We start from the raw sequence: 14,501 nt of genomic DNA on the forward strand, positions 1-14,501 counted from the left end.
GATTCGGGCTAGCCCCGGCGCTTGTACGTCGTCTTGATAAATCCCCCGAACACGTCATGGCTGAACGCAAACCCGCGGCTGAGGTAGAAGTCCAGCGCCGCCTCGTTGCCGTTCGACACGAATATAAAGATAATCTCCACATCGGAGAAGCTCTCCAGCCATTCCATCGCCATCCCGAACAGTTTGGAGCCGAGCCCCAGATGGCGGTACCCGTCGCGGAGGTATAAATTGTTCAAGCAGCCGACCTTGTCCGGCAGATCGTCCCAATCCGGATAGAAGCCTTGGCTGCCTTCGGCGCGGGGCGCCCAGTCCGGATACGCATGCTTGCTGCGCGCGATGTTGTCGATCGTCGAGAAGGCGTATCCCACGGGAACGCCGTCGTCCTTCACGAGGATCACTTGGCTCTCCAGCGCGTTCGCGTAGCGTTCATCGCGTCGAACAGCTCCGGCGCCAGCGTCGCCCGCGATTTCTGAAAGGCCATCAGCTCGTTGCACAGCTCCCGGCAGGGTTCGATATTCCCGTCCTTCACGATCTCGATGGCGATGTTGTTCGGCATGTCTTCACCATTCCTTTCGATATCAGTATAGGGCGGAGCGGCCGTCAAGGAAAACGGCCAAAAAAGCCGTCTTCGGCCGAAGACGGCTTCTCCCGCAACCCGGATTACCCCTTGATCGACGCGATCGCCCCGTTCAAGGCATCGATGACGCTATCGCACCACTGGTCGAATGCCGGATCTTCCTTCTGGTGCTCCGGATGCGCCAGGATGTAGTCCACCGTCTGCTTGATCCCCTGATCGAAGCGCGTCGTCGCGACGAAGCCGGGCACCAGCCGCTTCAGCTTGGCATTGTCGAACACGACGGAATTCGCCTTGTCGCCGATCAACCCGCCGGTATAATCCTCCGTGCTGCATGCCGCCAGGAACGACGAGGCGACGTGGACCGCCTGCAGCTTGACGCCGAGCGCGCCCGCGATCGCTTCGTAGATCTGGTTCCAGGTCAGCGTCTCGTCGGACGTGATCTGGACGGACTCCCCGATCGCGTGAAGGTTGCCCATGAGTCCGATGAAGCCTTTGGCAAAATCGGCGTTGTGCGTCATCGTCCAGAGAGACGTGCCGTCCCCGTGAATGATGACCGGCTTGTTTTCCAGCATCCGCTTGGCGACCTGCCAGGAGCCGCCCCGGCCGTGCACGCCGAGCGGAATGGAGCGTTCGTCATAGGTGTGGCTCGGCCGCACGATCGTAATCGGGAAGCCGTGCTCCCGGTACTGCTTCATCAGGTAATCCTCGCAGGCGATCTTGTTGCGGGAGTACTCCCAGTACGGATTGGCCAGCGGCGTGCTTTCGGACACGCGATAATCGGACAGCGGCTTCTGGTAAGCCGAAGCCGAGCTGATGAAGATGAACTGCTTCGTTTTGCCGTTGAAGAGCCGGAAGTCCCGTTCCAGCTGCTCCGGACGGAAGGCGATAAAGTCCGCGACGACATCGAAATTCAGCTCCCGAATCAGCTCCGCGACGCGCGCTTCGTCGTTGATATCCGCTTGAAGCAGCTTCACGTTGTCCGGCAGGTTTCCATTTCGCGTACCGCGATTGAGCAAATACAGCTCGCATCCGGCTTCCGACAACTGCGTGGTGATCGCGGAACTGATGATGCCGGTTCCCCCGATAAATAGCGCTTTCATTAGACAAGACACCTCCGAAAAGTTTTGGCTCGACAAGCTATATATTCGATTCGCGGCCGCAAAGTCCTCTATATCGGCGGCGCCCGAATGCTTGTCCGGCTCTTCCGTAAGCATCCGAAGCGCGGTGCGTTCGGCCCTTATTCCTTGTCGATCGGCTGTCGGATGCGATCCTCGTAATAGTCGAAGAACAGCTGCCGGTGCGTGCCCCTTACCGCATAGAACACGTCGGACAGCCGTCTCCCCCTGCGGGCGAGCTCGCGCTCCAGCCATTCCTCCGTCAAGCCGTTCATCGCCAGATTGCGCTCCAGCAGCAGGCCGTCCATGACCAGTTCGACGGGGAACGACAGCTCTTTGGCCGGCAGCTTCAAGTCCTTCTTGGTGGCGACCTGGTAATCGTCCTTCTTCAGGACGGACAACATGCCATTATCCTCGAACACGACGTACTCCGCCTCGTCGATGTTGAAGATGCCCTGCTCCCGCAAGGCTTGATCCAAGGAATCCAGCGTATACCTGACCTTCTTCATGTTGGCCTCGAGGATTTTCCCGCCCTCGACGAGCACGGTCGGAGAGCCCGAGATCCAGCTGCGCAGCTTGCGGTTCTTCAAGGCAACGACGGCCAGCAAGAGCGACGTCAAGCCCGTGACGATGAGTGCCAACACCATATAAATCGCTTTTATTTTCAAATTAAAAGCCAGGTTGCCCGCGATGGACCCCAGCGTGATGCCCGTGACGAAATCCAGGAACGTCATATTCGACACCGTCTGTTTGCCGAGCATTTTGGCGATCAGCAGGAGCAGCAGAATAGCTGCGACCGACCTGAGAAACACATCCGCGTAAGCGTTCAACCGCCGCGCCTCCCTTCAACTACACTATTGCCAATCCGCATCCAAACCAACCGCTTCCCGCCCCCCGCCGACCGGTGCGGCAGGCCCGCCCGAAATCGTGGTCCCGACTCGCCGACGGGGTTTTAAATACCCCGTATATGGAGATAGTGGTAAAAAGTACAACATCCGGGTGGTTAGCATGGTTTCCTTCTACGAGGCGATGAAAAAAATGCATAAAAGAGGTACCGGCCGCCACAAATCGCTGGAAAGCGACACGAACAAAACCGAGAATGCGTTAAAAGATACGCTGGACGAAACATTGCGCCTTATCGATACCGGCCTCGGCAACAGCACGGATCTGGTCATTCGGAAGTTTACGATCACCGCGAACCGCCGGCCTTGCCGAACCGCCATCGTGTATATCGACGGGCTTGCCAATCCGCAGGCTCTATTGAATTCGCTGCTGGAGGACGACAACGAGACGCGGAAAGCCATCGAGCACCCCGAAGAGACCCACCCTCTGCAGCTCCTTCGGGATTACGTATTGACGATCGGCGACATGCACGGCGTATCCGACCTCGATACGCTGTTCCATTCGGTCCTCTCCGGCGATACCGTCATCCTGGTGGACGGGTTCGCCGAAGGAATCGTCGCCGATACCCGCGATTTTACCGACAGAGGCGTGACCGAGCCTTCGTCGCAAACCGTCGTGCGCGGGCCCCGCGAGGGGTTCTCCGAAACCATGCGCACGAATACCGCCCTCATTCGACGGAAGATCAAGAATCCTAATCTATGGATGGAAACGAGGCAGATCGGCGCCGTAACCAAAACGGACGTTGCGCTCATGTTCATCAAAGGGATCGTGAACGATAAAGTCGTGGATGAGGTCCGCACGCGTATGGACCGCATTGATATCGATGCCATTTTGGAAAGCGGCTATATCGAGGAACTCATTCAAGACGATGCGTACACGCCGTTTCCGACGATCAACAATTCGGAACGTCCGGATGCGGTCGCTGGCGGGCTGCTGGAAGGGCGCGTCGCCATTCTCGTGGACGGGACGCCCTTTGTTCTCCTGGTGCCCGCCTTGTTCACCCATTTCATGCAGGCCCCGGAGGATTATTACCAGCGCGCGGATATCGGCTCGCTCCTCCGCATCCTGCGCTACGTGTGCCTGTTCATCGCCCTGTTCGGACCGTCCGCTTACATCGCCATCACGACGTTCCATCAGGAGATGATTCCGACTCCGCTGCTCATCAGTATCGTGGCGCAGCGCGAAGGGATTCCGTTCCCCGCCTTCATCGAAGCGATCATCATGGAAGTGACCTTCGAAATTCTGCGGGAAGCCGGGGTTCGCATGCCGCGGACGATCGGCCAGGCCGTGTCGATCGTCGGGGCGCTCGTCATCGGGCAGGCCGCGGTGGACGCCGGACTGGTCGGGCCGGCCATGGTCATCGTCGTATCCATCACGGCCATTTCCAACTTCGTCATTCCGTCCTACAACATGGGCATCTCCGTGCGGATGATCCGGTTCATCTTCATGATGCTGGCCGCGTCGTTCGGCTTGTACGGCATACTCGTCGGCACGATCGTCATGGTGCTGCATCTCTGCAGCCTGCGTTCGTTCGGCGTCCCCTACTTGGCGCCGTTCGCGCCGTTTATCATCGAAGACCAGAAGGACAATATCTTCCGTCTTCCCCAGTGGGCGCTGCTGACCCGTCCCCGTCTGGTCAGTTCCAATAACCGGAAACGGCAAAAAAACCGCCCCCCGCATAAACCCGCACCCTAGCGGCGGTTGATGGGCTTGAGAAGGGGATGATCCTGACATGAGCGTACGAGGAGCAATTCGATTCGTCCTGCTTTGCACGGCCTTCCTGACGGTAACGGGCTGTTGGAACCGCAACGAGCTCAACGAGATTTCCATCGCCACCGCCTTCGGGTTCGACAAGAAGGGCGACCGCTACAGCGTGTCCGTGCAAATCATCAACGCCACCGAGATCGCGACGAACAAAGGCAGCGGCGGGCGGGCTCCGGTCATCACGGTGCAGATGCCCGGGCATACCATCTTCGAAGCAGTGCGCGCGTTGACGACGACGACGCCGAGGAAAATCTATTCGTCGCATCTGCGCATCCTCGTCATCGGCGAGGATTTGGCGCGCGAGGGCATCGCCAAGGTCTTGGACGGTCTATCGCGGGACCATGAGCTGCGCACGGATTTCTATATCATCGTAGCCAGGAACACCTCCGCGAACCAGGTGCTGCAGATTCTGACGCCGCTCGAGCGAATCCCGACGGACAAAATGTACTCCTCGCTGGAAGCGTCCCAGCACAACTGGGGCGTGACGGCGAAGGTCGATCTGCATCAGCTGATCTACGATTTGGTCGATAAGGGGAAGGATCCCGTGCTCGCCGGCATCCGCATCGACGGCGATCCGCGCCGCGGCGGGACCCGAATGAACTTGACCAGCGCAAGCCCGCCGGCCATTCTGACTTACGAAGGATTGGCCGTCTTCCATAAAGACAAGCTCGTAGGCTGGCTGAACGCCAAGCAGAGCAAGGGCTACAACTACGTCCGCGGCAACATCAAGAGCACGATCGTCCCGCTTCCTTGCCCGACGGGCGATGATCTCGATATCGAGCTGATCCACGCCAGCCACCACATCAAGGGCAAGATCGTGGACGGCAAGCCCGAGATCAACGTCAGCATCCGGGCGGAGGGAAACATCGGGGAAGTCGAATGCGACATGAACCTCGCCACCAACGAGGCGATCGCGCTGCTCGAGAAAGAACTGAACGAACAGATCAAGGACGCTGTCGAAGCGGCGATCGCGCGGGCCAAGTACTACAAATCCGATATCTTCGGCTTCGGATCGGCCATTCACCGGGCCAACTTCAAGGCATGGGACCGCATGGAGTCGGATTGGGAAGAAGAGTTCGCCCGCATGCCCGTCCATGTCACCGTCAACGCCAAGCTGCGCCGCACCGGTTCGGTGGTCGAATCCTTTCTGGAACGAATGGGGGATTCTTAAAGTTGCTCTGGATCTCGCTTATCGCGGCCGCCTGCGTGGTGCGCTTTCAATATCCGAAGCTGAAGAAGCGCAAGCAGACGAAGGAGCTGTGGCTCTCCGCGAGCATCCTCGTGTTTGCCGTGGGGCTGAGCATTGCCCAGAGCTTTAATGCGCCCATCCCCAACCCGCTGGACTGGATCACCGTCATATACAAGCCTATGAGCAAGGTCATCTTGTCCGCGCTTAGTTAGCAAGCAGAAAGGAAGTTGGCAGCCGATGATCGAGAAAGGAAAAATAAATCTGCGGCAGTTCGCGATCCTGACGATGCTGTTCAGCCTGGGAAGCACGATTCTCATCGTGCCCTCGGCGCTGACCGCCGTCTCCAAGCAGGACGGCTGGATCTCGGCGATCGTCGGCGTCGGCCTGGGCATGCTGCTGATCGGCCTCTATACCGTGCTCGGATCCCGTTATCCCAAACAATCCCTCGTGCAGTATTCGGAAACCATCCTCGGCGCATGGCTCGGCAAGGTCGTCGCGCTGCTGTTCTTCTCGTTCTTCTTCCTGCTCTCCTCGCTCGTGCTGCGCAACGTGGGCGACTTCATCACCACGATCGTCATGCCCGAGACGCCGATTCAAATCGTCCATTGGATCTTCGTGTTCGCGGTTCTCATGGCCGTCAGCCTGGGCCTCGAGGTCATCGCGCGCTCGTCGGAGATCTTTCTGCCGTGGGTGGTCTTCCTGCTGCTCATCCTGATCGTGTTCCTGGTGCCGCAGATACAGTTCGACCGCATCCAGCCCGTCTTCGAATCCGGCACGAAAGCGATCCTGCACGGCAGCCTATCCATCATCAGCATTCCGTACCTGGAGCTCACCGTCTTCCTCATGCTCTATCCGTACGTCAACCATCCGGAGAAGATCGGCCCGTCCTACTTGAAGGGCGGCGCGCTGGGCGGCCTCGTCATCGTCATCGTGACGATGCTGTGCGTGTTCGTCCTCGGCTGGGACTTCACCGCCCGGCACACGTTCCCCAGCTACACCCTGGCGAAAAAGATCCAAGTCGGCGAATTCCTGCAGCGGATCGAGGTTCTGGTAGCCGTCATCTGGTTCTTGACCATCTTCTTCAAGCTGGCGCTGTGCTTCTACGCCGCGATGCTCGGACTCGCCCAGCTGTTTCGCTTGAGCTCGTACCGTCCGCTGATCGTGCCCTGCGGCATCCTGCTGGCCGTGCTGTCGATTATCGTCTATCCCAATATCGTCTACTTCCGCGTATTCGCGTCGGAGATCTGGCCCTTCTACTCGTTAACCTTCGGCTTCTTCTTCCCCGTGCTTCTGCTGGTCGTCTCGCTGTTCAGGGGAACCGCCAAATAGCGCTTCCCGGCCTGGCCGGTCTCCTTCGATAAAGCTTGCAAATTTATCAATTGAGTAGTAAAGTGATAAGCAAGCAAAACGGAAGGAGGGATGGCGCATTCGCGACACGACGCTGAGTTCCTTGATCTGGGTCCGCATCTCTCGTTTCACGAGCCACAGCAACCAGCTGTCGAACGAATTCCTCAACCGGTTCGAGCTGACGATCGCGCAGTTCGACGTGCTGATGCAGGTCCGGATCCATCAGCCGCTGAATCAGACGGAGCTGGCCGAGAAGGTGACCGTCACGCAGGGCGGCATCTCGCGCATGCTGGCGCGCCTGGAGAAAGAAGGCTATATCGTCCGCAAGCAGGATTGGAAGACGAAGTCGATTCGTCTCACGGCCAAGGCCGAGGCGATCCTGGAACGGGCATTCCCGGAGCAGTCCGCCTTTCAATCAGCGTTCTTCGACGAGGTGCTGAGCGAAGAAGAACAGAAGACCCTGTACGCGCTGATGACGCGCGTCCACAAACACAGCCTGCGGAAAGAACTGCCGCCCGAGTAGGTCCCCTGCTTGAGCAGCAATTTTTTTACCCCATCAATTGACTAATCAAGTGAAAATAGAAAACTCAACCTAAAGGAGCGATATTCATGGCAAACCATCCGATGGAGCAGTACCGCATTCAGCCGAATCACGGCATCGAGTTCGGCTTGTATTCGATCGGGGATCATTTCCCGAATCCGCATACGGGCACCCTTGTCAGCGCCGAACGGCGCATTCACGAGATTATCGAGGCCGGCAAGCTGGCCGACGAAGCGGGTCTCGACGCGTTCGCGCTCGGCGAGAGCCATCAGGAGCACTTCGCGACGCAGGCGCACGCGGTCATCCTGGCGGCCGTCGCGCAGGCGACGGAACGCATCAAGGTATCCAGCTCCGTCACGGTGCTGAGCACGGCCGATCCGGTCCGGGTGTACGAGGACTTCGCAACGCTCGACCTGATCTCGGGAGGGCGGGCGGAGATCGTCGCGGGACGCGGCTCGCGCGTCGGCGTCTATCACCTGCTCGGTTATAACGTGCGGGATTACGAGGAATTATTCGAAGAGAAAATGGAACTCCTGCTGCAGCTGAACCGAAAGTCCGCCGTGACCTGGGAAGGCAAATTCCGCGCGCCGCTGACGGGCGCGAAGATCCTGCCGCAGCCGCTGAACGGGTCTCTGCCCATCTGGCGGGCGGTTGGCGGCACGCCGGCCAGCGCGATCAAGGCCGGCTACGCCGGCATACCGATCATGCTGGCGCAGCTGGGCGGTCCGGCCGTCAGCTCCAAGCGAACGATCGAGGCATATCGCGAGACCGCCAAGGAGCGCGGCTTCGATCCCGCGGAGCTGCCTGTCGCGGTCACGAGCCTCTTCTACGCGGCACCCGATTCGCAGGATGCGATGCGCGAATATTACCCGCATCTGAATGCCGGCCTGCAGGCACTCCACGGCACCGGGTATCCCAAACAGCAATTCGCGCAGGCGGCGAGCGTCCGCGACGTCATGATGACGGGCAGCCCGCAGCAAATCGTCGAGAAGCTGCTTTACCAATACGAGCTGTTCGGCCATCAGCGCATCATGGCCCAGATCGATTTCGGCGGCATCCCGTTCGATAAAGTCGCCCGCAACATCGAGCTGATCGCGACCGAGATCATGCCCGCCGTCAAGAAATACACCGCGAAGCCCGCTTCGAAGGAGGAAGTACGATGAAGCTCGTTGTCCTCTCCGGCTCCAACGTCGGAACCAAGACCAGAACCGCCATGGATTACACGCTCGGAATCGTACGGGAGAAATACCCGGATGCGGACGTCACCCTGCTCGATCTGTCGGAATACGACATCGTCTTCAGCGACGGGCGCAACTACCGGGAATACGAAGGCGATACGAAGTTCGTGGCCGAGACGATCATGAACGCCGATGCCGTCCTCATCGGCACGCCGACGTTCCAGGCGTCGATTCCGGCGACGCTCAAAAACATTTTCGATCTGCTGCCGGTGAACGCCTTCCGCGATAAAGTCGTCGGCATGCTCGTCACCGCCGGCACGGCCAAGCATTACCTCATGGCGGAGCAGCAGCTGAAGCCGATCCTTGCCTACATGAAGGCCCATATCGTGCCGGCGTACGTCTTCGTCGAAGAGAAGGATTTCAACCGCAAGGCAATCGTCAACGACGACGTGCTGTTCCGTATGGAGCGGCTCGTCGAGGATACCGTCGCGTATGCGGAAGCCTTTGCCGCGATTCGGAAAGCGAAGGATGCGGCGTACGACTTCTGATTGGCGCGAACGTGCCGGAGGATGAGCCGTCGTGCGGATTAATCCGTCGTGAAGGATGCGCGCATCGTGCTGAACGAGCGCCGCGCGGGATGAGAATCGTTCGGAACGAACAAACGGGTTGAGGACCTCGTCCCCAACCCGCTTCTGCGTTTGCGATCCGCCGCGATTCTTGCGCAAGCAAGCGCTGCGGCTTTCGGCGCGACTTCGGCCCGCCGCGTCTTCATGCATACGCAAGCGAGCGCGGCACGTTCAAAGGCCTGCCGCCGGCTAAAGCTATTTCGCCGCCTTCGTCCAATCCGTCGCGAATTTGGCCAAGCCTTGGTCGGTCAACGGATGCTTGGAGAGCTGCTCGATTACGCTATAGGGCACGGTCGCGATGTGGGCGCCGGCCATCGCCACGCGCGTCACGTGATCCGGATGGCGGACGGACGCCGCGATGATCTGCGCCGGCAGCCCGTGCACGCGGAACAGCTCGGCGATCTTGGCGACCAGCAGCACGCCGTCCTCCGAGATATCGTCCAGCCGGCCCAGGAACGGCGAGACGTAGGTGGCGCCCGCGCGGGCGGCAAGCAGCGCCTGGTTCACCGTGAAGATCAGCGTGACGTTCGTTTTGACGCCTTTCTTGGTCAGATAGCGGCAGGCTTCCAGCCCCTCCAGCGTCATCGGGAGCTTGATGGTGATATTCTTGTCGCCGTTGTTGATCTTGATCAGCTCGTTCGCTTGGGCGATCATGTCCTCGGCCGTCAGCGCTTCGGGCGTCACCTCGGCGGACACGGATTCCACCTCGGGCACGAGCTGCAGAATCTCCGCGATGCGATCCTCGAATTTCACGCCTTCCTTGGCGACCAGGGAAGGATTTGTCGTCACGCCGGACAGGACGCCGACTTTATAGGCTTTCTTAATGTCCGCGATATTGGCGGTATCGATGAAAAATTTCATGTGAAACGGCCTCCGATTCGTTTGGTTTGATCAGCTTGTCGCTTGTCGTTCGCTTGTCTTTGTCGCGTTCCAGAGCTGCTGGCTGCCCTTGGATTGTTCAGGTCTTCTCCACGGCGTGGCCGCCGAATTCGTTGCGCAGCGCGGCGACCACCTTGCCGGTAAACGTATCGCTGTCGAGAGAACGGTAGCGCATGAGCAGCGACATCGCGATGACCGGCGTGGCGGCCTGCAGGTCGAACGCCGTCTCGACCGTCCATCTGCCTTCGCCCGAGGAGTGCATGATGCCCCGGATATCCTCCAGCTTGCCGTCCTTGGAAAATGCCCGCTCCACCAGCTCGATCAGCCACGAACGGATGACCGAGCCGTTGTTCCAGACGCGCGCCACCCGTTCGTAGTCGAACTCGAAGCCGCTCTTCTCGAGCACCTCGAACCCTTCGCCGATGGACGCCATCATGCCGTATTCGATCCCGTTATGGACCATTTTCAGAAAATGCCCGCTGCCCGCCTTGCCCGCGTACAAATACCCGTTCTCCACGGCCGTATCGCGAAACAACGGCTCCACCGCGGCCCAAGCCTCTGGATCGCCGCCCGCCATATAGCATGCGCCGTTTCGGGCGCCTTCCATTCCGCCCGAAGTGCCGACGTCGATGAACGCGATTCCATGTCCTTGCAATTGTTCGTAGCGGCGGATGGATTCCTTGTAATGGGAATTGCCGCCTTCGATGACGATGTCCCCCGCGGACAGCAGCGGCGCGAGCTCTTTCAGGACAACGTCCACGACCTTATGCGGCACCATGAGCCAGAGCACTCTGGGCGCGGCGAGCGCAGCGGCCAGTTCCTTCAACGTGCCGGCGCCCTTGGCGCCATAGGACTCCATCTCCCGAACGGCTTCGGCATTCAGATCGAAGGCGACCACCTCATGGCGGTGATCGATTAAATTTTGCCCCAGATTCAGGCCCATCTTCCCTAAGCCGATTAATCCCACTTTCATCTGTCTGCCTCCCTGGTTCTTGTTCCGGCGCTGCCGCGCATCTTAATAAAACGAAACGGCGTGCATCCGATCGTTCAACTTCGCGTGCGATATCCTTATTCTTCTCGATTGGCCGCGCCGTTATGAATAACCGGGCAAATCGCCCGAAAAAACGCAAAAAACCGACATCAATGACGATTGAAGTCGGTTTGTTCGGCTGCATATCCGCGCGGCATTACGGCGTGATCATCGCCGGCAAAATGCCGTAGTTGACGAACAAACTTTCGATCCGGGCCTCGTTGCTTCGCAAGTACAGGTTCGTCCAAGCCAGCAGCGGCGCGTTCTTGGGCGGGATCGCCATCGCGATCAGATCCACTTGCTCGGGCATGATATGCAGCTGCAGATCGATGGAACGATCCGGATTGTCGGCGAGCAGCCCCTTGAGCTGCAGCTCGTCGTAATAGATCGCCGCCACTTCGCCGCCGATCGCCGCGTCCATCGATTCCTGCGGCGTGGCGAACTGGACGATCTCGGCTTTGGCGAACATCAGGCTCGCATAGCCGACGTACGAGGTTCCGGCGATCACGCCGATCTTCACCTTGGCCTGGCGCAGGAGTATCAGCGGATCCTCGTTCGCGGAGCCGAGGCGCGCCATGGCCAGCCGATTCAGCAGGATGCCCTGATGCAGCGTCAGGTACGGATCGGAGAACAGCACCTTCTCCGCTCTGGGCAAGGTCGCGCTGAGCTTGGAGACGGCGATGTCCGCCTGCCCTGACGCGACCTGATCCACGACCTCGTCGAAGGACTTGGCCGTGCGGACGTACTTGACGTCCACGCCCAATTGAGCCGCCATGTCCGCGGCCAGCTCCACGTCGCTTCCGGCCAGAACCCCGCCGGCATCGAGATAGAAGAACGGCTTGCGGTCCGCGGCGGGCATAGCCACCGTCAACGCGCCGCGCTCGTAGATCGCGCGCATCTCCGGCGCGTAATACGCGAGGTCCTCTTCCGCGATGGCCCGCTTCGCCGGCGTCACGACGAAGCCGTTCGTCCCGTCCTTCGCCGCCTGCCCGCCCCCCGTCTGTCCGCCCGCGCCGCAGGCGGCCAAGCAGAGCAAGCATAACGCCGATACGGCCGCAAGCCGAATGCCTCTCCACAAGGCCCGACGATGGCTGTTTCTTGCAATCATGCGCGAACCTCCTGGTCGATCACGACGACCGCGCCCGCGGTCGCCGCCGTATGCGTAATGCTGAGATGGCAGCGATAAGAGAAGCCGAGCTGCATTCGGACGGCTTCCGATAAAGCGATGCCGGGTTTCCCCCGATGATCGGGCAGCACCTCGATATCGCGCATGCCGATGCCTTGGGGCAGATCGAGGCCAAGCGCCTTCATCAGCGCTTCCTTGGCCGCGAATCGCCCGGCAAGCCACTCGGCGCGGCGGCGGTCGCCGGTCAACGTCAGGAAGACCGCCATCTCGCCATCCGACAGCATGCGCTTCACGAGCAGCTCGTTGTCCTTCGCCAGCATTTTATCGAAACGGACGATGTCGACTAAATCCATGCCTACGCCGATAATCAATGAATTCCCTCCGCTCGCCGTAAATTCGATTTCGATTCAACTTCGATTGCCGATCACATCAGCGTATCCATCCCCGCGCCGATATGAATGTTCTGTCCGCTCACCAAGCGCTCCGGCGCCTGGAGCAGCCAGGAGAGCGAAGCCTCGGCCAGCTCCCCGGGCTCCGGCAGGTACGGCTTGAGCGTATGGATCTCCAGCTGCTGCTTGAGCTCCTTCCGATCCCCTTCCCCGGCGCCCGCATAATAGCCGTAGGTCACGGCGTTCACGGCGATCCGGAACGGCGAGAGCTCCTTCGCGAGCGATCGCATCATCGCGATCGAGCCATGGTTCATGACCGGCGAAGAAGGATAGCCGGCATAATACAGACTGTCCGCTAGCAGCAGAAAAAGAATCTGCCCGGCCTTCTCTCGGGCCATATGGGCCGCTGCCGCGCGGCTGTACAGGAACCGGGACCGGAGCTCGGCCGCCGTCGCGATGCCGAATTCGGCCGGCGCGGCGACGAACGCGGCTTCCTCGTCGCGCGGCTCCATGCCGTGGATCAAGACATGCAGGCCGCCCAAGCGCAGCGCTGCCCGGTCCACCGCGTCCCGGATGCCGGCTTCGTCCGCCGCGACGCCCTCGATCGGAAAGAACCGTTCGCGGCAAGGCTCGGGCAGCTCCTGCCCGTACGCGTCGGCTTCGCCGGGCTCGTCCGCGACCATCGCGACCGAGCAGCCCTGCGCGAGCAGCGCGCCCAGCAGGTCCCGATTGAAGAGCCGGCCGGATTTGGTCATCAACACCGCTTTGTTCATCGCAGGAATCCCCCGTCTACTTTTAGCACCTGGCCGGATAAGTAGCCCATCTCGCCGGTTGCGAGCGGCAGGATGACCGACGCGACTTCGCCGGCCGTGCCCTGGCGCTTCAGGTTCGTGTGCCTCAGGAAGTTCGCCATCTTGCCGGCGGGAACCTGCTCCGTCATCTCGGTCGCGATCATGCCCGGCGCCACCGCGTTGATCCGGATGCCATCTTGCGCGTAACGGCGGGCGAGCAGCTTGGTCAAGCCGACGATCGCGCCTTTGGCCGCGCCGTAATTCGACTGCGCTTCGCGTCCGTGTATTCCGGATACGGACACGACGTTGACGACGGAACCCCCGCCCTGCTCGCTCATGTACGGAATCGCCTCCGCGGTGCACAGCAGCGTGCCTAGGTAGCTCGTTTGCAGCACGGCGTCCCATTCTTCCACCGTCATCCGCATGGCCAGGTTGTCCCGCGTAATGCCCGCGTTGTTCACCAGCATATCGATGCGCCCGAACTTCCGCTTGACCTGCCGCATGACGTCGTTCACGAAAGCCGGATCGTCTACCGAGCCCTGATAGAAGCCGCCGGGAATCGCTCGGGACGCCATCTCCGCCTGCAGCTGCTCGGCGATATCCCCGCTCTTGGCATAGAGGCCGATGACGGTCGCGCCGGCTTCCGCGAAGCGCTCCCACACCGCTCTTCCGATGCCGCGCGTGGCCCCCGTGACGACGGCGACTCGATTCTGGAGCGTCATGGCATTCATGCCGTCTCCGAACGGCCGTCCGGCTGTTCCTTCACGCTCGACGCGATGAAACGGGCGATCGATTCTACGTCGTGCAGATGCGCTTTCAGCTCATCCGCCGGAATCCCTTCCACCATCACGCCGAACACCACTTCCAAGCCGACCATAATCTCGAAGGCCTCGACCGAGTCGAGCCCTAATCCTTCGCCGAACAGGGGCAGGTTATCGCCGATCTCCTCGGCCGTCACGTCCTCGAGCTCGAGCCGCTCGACGAGCAGCTTATCTTTCACCGCTGCCTTCAATTCCGCGAGCGATGCCGTTTGCCAGTCTTTCATC

18 protein-coding genes are annotated in these 14,501 nt (G+C 60.3%); 7 read left to right on the top strand and 11 right to left on the bottom strand.

What is annotated here, in order from left to right:
• Positions 1-8: 8 nt before the first annotated feature.
• The 4 genes from AC50YL_RS30315 to AC50YL_RS30330 form a co-directional block, all read right to left on the bottom strand.
• Positions 9-398 (bottom strand): GNAT family N-acetyltransferase, encoded by a 390-nt coding sequence (locus AC50YL_RS30315; RefSeq protein ID WP_494836945.1) that lies wholly within the window; start codon positions 396-398, stop codon positions 9-11.
• Positions 395-556: a hypothetical protein gene (locus AC50YL_RS30320; protein ID WP_494836946.1), complete on the bottom strand. Its 162-nt coding sequence runs from the start codon at positions 554-556 to the stop codon at positions 395-397. The genes AC50YL_RS30315 and AC50YL_RS30320 overlap by 4 nt, the downstream gene beginning before the upstream one ends.
• A 104-nt stretch (positions 557-660) precedes the next feature.
• Positions 661-1,677, bottom strand: coding sequence for an SDR family oxidoreductase (locus AC50YL_RS30325; RefSeq protein WP_494836948.1), 1,017 nt, complete (start codon positions 1,675-1,677; stop codon positions 661-663).
• Positions 1,678-1,814: 137 nt separating this feature from the next.
• Entirely contained in the window at positions 1,815-2,522 is a 708-nt protein-coding gene (locus AC50YL_RS30330) for a DUF421 domain-containing protein (protein ID WP_494836949.1), read from the bottom strand.
• Positions 2,523-2,730: 208 nt separating this feature from the next.
• Here AC50YL_RS30330 and AC50YL_RS30335 point away from each other — a divergent pair, with 208 nt between their 5' ends.
• The 7 genes from AC50YL_RS30335 to AC50YL_RS30365 all read left to right on the top strand — a co-directional run bounded on the left by AC50YL_RS30335 (position 2,731) and on the right by AC50YL_RS30365 (position 9,162).
• Positions 2,731-4,290: a spore germination protein gene (locus AC50YL_RS30335; protein WP_494836951.1), complete on the top strand. Its 1,560-nt coding sequence runs from the start codon at positions 2,731-2,733 to the stop codon at positions 4,288-4,290.
• Between the two features lie 37 nt (positions 4,291-4,327).
• Positions 4,328-5,530 carry a Ger(x)C family spore germination protein gene (locus tag AC50YL_RS30340; RefSeq protein ID WP_494836952.1) on the top strand — a complete coding sequence of 401 codons (1,203 nt, stop codon included), beginning with the start codon at positions 4,328-4,330 and terminating at the stop codon, positions 5,528-5,530.
• Positions 5,531-5,532: 2 nt separating this feature from the next.
• Entirely contained in the window at positions 5,533-5,760 is a 228-nt protein-coding gene (locus AC50YL_RS30345; RefSeq protein WP_494836953.1) for a hypothetical protein, read from the top strand.
• A gap of 25 nt (positions 5,761-5,785) precedes the next feature.
• The gene (locus AC50YL_RS30350; protein WP_494836955.1) at positions 5,786-6,877 is read left to right on the top strand and encodes a GerAB/ArcD/ProY family transporter; all 1,092 of its coding nucleotides are present in this window, start codon (positions 5,786-5,788) and stop codon (positions 6,875-6,877) included.
• A 97-nt stretch (positions 6,878-6,974) separates the two neighbouring features.
• Entirely contained in the window at positions 6,975-7,418 is a 444-nt protein-coding gene (locus AC50YL_RS30355) for a MarR family winged helix-turn-helix transcriptional regulator (RefSeq protein ID WP_494837153.1), read from the top strand.
• A gap of 101 nt (positions 7,419-7,519) precedes the next feature.
• Positions 7,520-8,599 (top strand): LLM class flavin-dependent oxidoreductase, encoded by a 1,080-nt coding sequence (locus tag AC50YL_RS30360; RefSeq protein ID WP_494837155.1) that lies wholly within the window; start codon positions 7,520-7,522, stop codon positions 8,597-8,599.
• Positions 8,596-9,162: an NADPH-dependent FMN reductase gene (locus AC50YL_RS30365; RefSeq protein ID WP_494836956.1), complete on the top strand. Its 567-nt coding sequence runs from the start codon at positions 8,596-8,598 to the stop codon at positions 9,160-9,162. The genes AC50YL_RS30360 and AC50YL_RS30365 overlap by 4 nt, the downstream gene beginning before the upstream one ends.
• Before the next feature lie 273 nt (positions 9,163-9,435).
• Here AC50YL_RS30365 and fsa read toward each other — a convergent pair whose 3' ends face one another.
• The 7 genes from fsa to AC50YL_RS30400 all read right to left on the bottom strand — a co-directional run bounded on the left by fsa (position 9,436) and on the right by AC50YL_RS30400 (position 14,500).
• Complete coding sequence (gene fsa, locus AC50YL_RS30370; RefSeq protein WP_494836958.1) at positions 9,436-10,101, bottom strand: fructose-6-phosphate aldolase; 666 nt, start codon at positions 10,099-10,101, stop codon at positions 9,436-9,438.
• A 97-nt stretch (positions 10,102-10,198) separates the two neighbouring features.
• Positions 10,199-11,092, bottom strand: a complete 894-nt coding sequence (gene gnd, locus AC50YL_RS30375) for a phosphogluconate dehydrogenase (NAD(+)-dependent, decarboxylating) (protein WP_494836959.1) — start codon at positions 11,090-11,092, stop codon at positions 10,199-10,201.
• A gap of 214 nt (positions 11,093-11,306) precedes the next feature.
• Positions 11,307-12,257 (bottom strand): ABC transporter substrate-binding protein, encoded by a 951-nt coding sequence (locus tag AC50YL_RS30380; RefSeq protein WP_494836960.1) that lies wholly within the window; start codon positions 12,255-12,257, stop codon positions 11,307-11,309.
• On the bottom strand, positions 12,254-12,646 hold the full coding sequence (acpS, locus tag AC50YL_RS30385; RefSeq protein WP_494836961.1) for a holo-ACP synthase: 393 nt from the start codon (positions 12,644-12,646) through the stop codon (positions 12,254-12,256). The genes AC50YL_RS30380 and acpS overlap by 4 nt, the downstream gene beginning before the upstream one ends.
• 53 nt (positions 12,647-12,699) lie before the next feature.
• Positions 12,700-13,437 carry an SDR family oxidoreductase gene (locus tag AC50YL_RS30390; protein WP_494836963.1) on the bottom strand — a complete coding sequence of 246 codons (738 nt, stop codon included), beginning with the start codon at positions 13,435-13,437 and terminating at the stop codon, positions 12,700-12,702.
• Complete coding sequence (locus tag AC50YL_RS30395) at positions 13,434-14,186, bottom strand: SDR family oxidoreductase (protein ID WP_494836965.1); 753 nt, start codon at positions 14,184-14,186, stop codon at positions 13,434-13,436. The genes AC50YL_RS30390 and AC50YL_RS30395 overlap by 4 nt, the downstream gene beginning before the upstream one ends.
• Entirely contained in the window at positions 14,183-14,500 is a 318-nt protein-coding gene (locus AC50YL_RS30400) for a phosphopantetheine-binding protein (RefSeq protein ID WP_494836966.1), read from the bottom strand. Before AC50YL_RS30400 ends, AC50YL_RS30395 begins: the two co-directional genes overlap by 4 nt.
• Position 14,501: the final 1 nt, after the last annotated feature.

The organism is Paenibacillus sp. J22P277, from assembly GCF_059383675.1.

Excerpts from the sequence above, each read along its gene's own strand:
- AC50YL_RS30320 (WP_494836946.1), bottom strand. The coding sequence starts at position 556 with ATGCCGAACAACATCGCCATCGAGATCGTGAAGGACGGGAATATCGAA.
- AC50YL_RS30335 (WP_494836951.1), top strand. The coding sequence starts at position 2,731 with ATGCATAAAAGAGGTACCGGCCGCCACAAATCGCTGGAAAGCGACACG.
- AC50YL_RS30325 (WP_494836948.1), bottom strand. The coding sequence starts at position 1,677 with ATGAAAGCGCTATTTATCGGGGGAACCGGCATCATCAGTTCCGCGATC.
- AC50YL_RS30350 (WP_494836955.1), top strand. The coding sequence starts at position 5,786 with ATGATCGAGAAAGGAAAAATAAATCTGCGGCAGTTCGCGATCCTGACG.
- fsa (WP_494836958.1), bottom strand. The coding sequence starts at position 10,101 with ATGAAATTTTTCATCGATACCGCCAATATCGCGGACATTAAGAAAGCC.
- AC50YL_RS30390 (WP_494836963.1), bottom strand. The coding sequence starts at position 13,437 with ATGAACAAAGCGGTGTTGATGACCAAATCCGGCCGGCTCTTCAATCGG.
- gnd (WP_494836959.1), bottom strand. The coding sequence starts at position 11,092 with ATGAAAGTGGGATTAATCGGCTTAGGGAAGATGGGCCTGAATCTGGGG.
- AC50YL_RS30395 (WP_494836965.1), bottom strand. The coding sequence starts at position 14,186 with ATGAATGCCATGACGCTCCAGAATCGAGTCGCCGTCGTCACGGGGGCC.
- AC50YL_RS30380 (WP_494836960.1), bottom strand. The coding sequence starts at position 12,257 with ATGATTGCAAGAAACAGCCATCGTCGGGCCTTGTGGAGAGGCATTCGG.
- AC50YL_RS30340 (WP_494836952.1), top strand. The coding sequence starts at position 4,328 with ATGAGCGTACGAGGAGCAATTCGATTCGTCCTGCTTTGCACGGCCTTC.
- AC50YL_RS30365 (WP_494836956.1), top strand. The coding sequence starts at position 8,596 with ATGAAGCTCGTTGTCCTCTCCGGCTCCAACGTCGGAACCAAGACCAGA.
- AC50YL_RS30360 (WP_494837155.1), top strand. The coding sequence starts at position 7,520 with ATGGAGCAGTACCGCATTCAGCCGAATCACGGCATCGAGTTCGGCTTG.
- AC50YL_RS30400 (WP_494836966.1), bottom strand. The coding sequence starts at position 14,500 with ATGAAAGACTGGCAAACGGCATCGCTCGCGGAATTGAAGGCAGCGGTG.